Raw genomic sequence first — 2,982 nt, 5'->3', positions numbered from 1 at the left:
GCTTTGATTATAACTGGTTCACCATCTTTTTTGCAGCTTGGACAAGCATATGTATGTAGACTTACGGATTATATGCCCTCAAAAAACGCAGTTTTTTGCAAAACTCGATCACCTAACAACTATAAAAGAGGCAAAACATTGTGGAATTTATCTTTCACATTGTTTTATCCCTATAAATATTCTAAATTTTACCATAAAATAAAGAAATGGAGAAAGCTTACCCTGAACAAGTTCCTTCTCCAAATCTGAACACCCTAGTAAAACTAGGACTACGAGGCTATGATACTACATTTCAAAGTAAATTTAAAGGGGTATATAGAAAATATTTCAAATAATTACATAGATTTTGATTATACATGCCCTAAATGTGGTGCACATGCCTTTCATCGTCATGCTTTTTATGAGCGTCATGTTTTATATTTGGGTGAAGATCAGACTATTCACGACTGTACTTTATCCGTTTTAAGACTCAAATATACTTCTTGTAATAGTACACATGCCATTCTTCCTAGTGATGTTATTCCTTATGGGATCTATTCTTTAACGACATTCCTCAAGATTACTTCAGACGTACTCATCTCACATCATACCTTCTTACAGACAGCTCAAACTTATCATATTTTTTATCAGCTTATTTCATGGTTTATCAAGCGTCTTTCTAGCTTTGAAGCCAGCTCTAAACTTGTTCTTAAAGAGCTTCAAATCCATGACGAGCTTCCCCTTTCCGCCATGCTTTCACTTATTATTTCAAGACCTACATTTACAAGTGAATATTTTATTCATACCCGGTGGGCATTTTTGATGCAAAAGTTTCGCTATATTTTCCCCAAGCCTGTCTTTTTAGGGAGTTCTCTACAGTGATTTTGACCCTTCCACATAACGTTTGCATAGCATCCCTATGTTCTCTTTGTTAAGCTTACCCTATCAATACTTTTTACGACAAGGAGGCCCATATGGACGACAAAATGCTTCATGACATTGCTTTATTTAAATTTTCTCTTATCTCACCTGTGATTAATGATACTTTTGAAGCGGTATCGCAAGCACAGTTTTTTAGGGAGCTTGCACAAAAAGAGCATACCCTTCCCACAGGTAAAACCGCTCGTTTTGCAGCGGATACCTTTAAAAACTGGTATCTCGATTATAAGCATGGTGGCTTTGATGCCCTTATGCCTAAGAAAAGAGAGGATTGTGGACGGCCTAGGGTGCTTAATGAGCATGCTATTTCACGTATTCATTCTCTTAAAGAACAGTTTCCCTATATCACTGGCACTTTGATTTATCAAAAACTTATTGAAGAAGGGCTTATTAAACAATCTCAAACCTCACTTTCCACTGTTCTGAGATATATCCGTGATAACGACCTCAAGCGTATCCAACTTATGCCACAAGACAGGCGGGCTTTTGAAATGGCTCATGCCAACGATTGTTGGCAGGCTGATTCTTCTCATGGTCCTATGCTCACCATAGATGGACATAAGAAAAAAGCTTATCTGATTGCCTTCATTGATGATGCTTCTCGTTTACTCGTGCATGGTGAATTCTACTTCAATGACAATACCATTAACATGCAACATGCTTTTAAAAAAGCTATTGCTAAGTATGGTGTGCCAAAAAGATTGTTTGTAGATAATGGCAGTAGCTATCGTAATGAACAGCTTGGCTATATTTGTGCCTCACTGGGTGTTACCCTCATACACGCCAAACCCTATATGCCTGAATCAAAAGGCAAGATTGAGCGAAGCTTTAGAACCGTTAAAGATGGTTGGCTCAATGGCGTAGATTGGAACAATTATAAAAGCCTAGATAAACTTAATGAAGACTACTGGAGCTATCTGAATAAATACTATAACAACGCCATACATTCCAGTCTTTCCACTACACCACGTGAACGCTACTTGCAAGACAGTGAATGCATTAAACACCTTCCTCCAGCATTACTTGATCAGCACTTTTTACATCGTATTGAAAGACGTGTTTATAGTGATGCAACTGTTGTCATTAACCAGTGCACTTATGAAGTCCCTATGCAGTACATCGGTAAACGCATTAAAGTACGTTATTTCCCCAGTACCACCGAAGAAGCTTACATTTATAGTGAGGATCATAAACTTTTAGAAACTATTCATCCTGTGAACAAAGTAGATAATTCAAAAATCAAAAGAAAACAATATATGGACTTTGAAGGTCCCAGTCATTATGATTGATGAAGCACAATACCTTAAAACAGATGTTCTCAATGACATCAAACTCCTTTTAAACTTTGAAATGGACTCAAAGAACCATGCCATCTTCATCCTAATTGGACAGCCTGTGCTTAATAACATCTTATCAAAACAAGTCCACGAAGCCCTTAAACAACGTATTCTTATTAGTTATAACTTTGAAGGGATTAGTCGAGAAGAAAGTGAAGAATACATCATCAGTCGTCTAAAATCATGTGGTGTAACAAATCCCATATTTGACCTAAATAGCTTTGAGGCCATAGCTGCTTGCAGCAATGGCTCCATAAGAAAACTCAATAATCTCATAGAAAAATGCCTTATGTTAGGTGCACGTAAAAAAGTAGAAAGCATCACTACTGAAATCGTTATGTGTGCTCAAAACGAAATAGAACTGACTTAAAAAGTCAGTTCAGGCTGTAGACAATTAACTTTTCCATAGTATTTTACTAGTCTAGAAATAGAAAACAGAGGTAAAAATGGACCTAAACTGCTCTTTTTACCCCTATTTTAATAGATTTTCTTGAATAATCCTCACTTAATTTGTGAGTTTATTTTGGGAAAATTCATTTGTCAACAATCTGAACTGACTTAAAAAGTCAGTTTTTTTTGCCTATTTAATGGCTTTTATAATTTGAAAAAACAGGTGATTATAATGTGAAAACAGGTGTAAATACCGTGCAATAAAAGTTTCAAAAAGTAGTTGAGCCTGTATAAAATTTTGTGTAAACTGATTAATAGCTCTTTCTTAAGGCAATGA

General features: G+C 36.0%; 3 protein-coding genes. All 3 read left to right on the top strand.

All coding sequences use genetic code 11. The features are described from left to right. Positions 1 to 279 precede the first annotated feature (279 nt). The 3 genes from AC1VAQ_RS20925 (at position 280) to AC1VAQ_RS20915 (ending at position 2,625) form a co-directional block, all read left to right on the top strand. On the top strand, positions 280 to 861 hold the full coding sequence (locus AC1VAQ_RS20925; protein ID WP_302599613.1) for a DUF6431 domain-containing protein: 582 nt from the start codon (positions 280 to 282) through the stop codon (positions 859 to 861). A gap of 92 nt (positions 862 to 953) precedes the next feature. Continuing rightward, positions 954 to 2,207 carry a DDE-type integrase/transposase/recombinase gene (locus tag AC1VAQ_RS20920; protein WP_302599612.1) on the top strand — a complete coding sequence of 418 codons (1,254 nt, stop codon included), beginning with the start codon at positions 954 to 956 and terminating at the stop codon, positions 2,205 to 2,207. Next, entirely contained in the window at positions 2,182 to 2,625 is a 444-nt protein-coding gene (locus AC1VAQ_RS20915; protein ID WP_302599611.1) for an ExeA family protein, read from the top strand. The genes AC1VAQ_RS20920 and AC1VAQ_RS20915 overlap by 26 nt, the downstream gene beginning before the upstream one ends. The last annotated feature ends 357 nt before the right edge of the window (positions 2,626 to 2,982 follow it).

The organism is Cellulosilyticum sp., assembly GCF_982396655.1.
The sequence above is the reverse complement of the archived record's forward strand: the minus strand, read 5'-3'. Positions and strand labels throughout refer to the sequence as shown.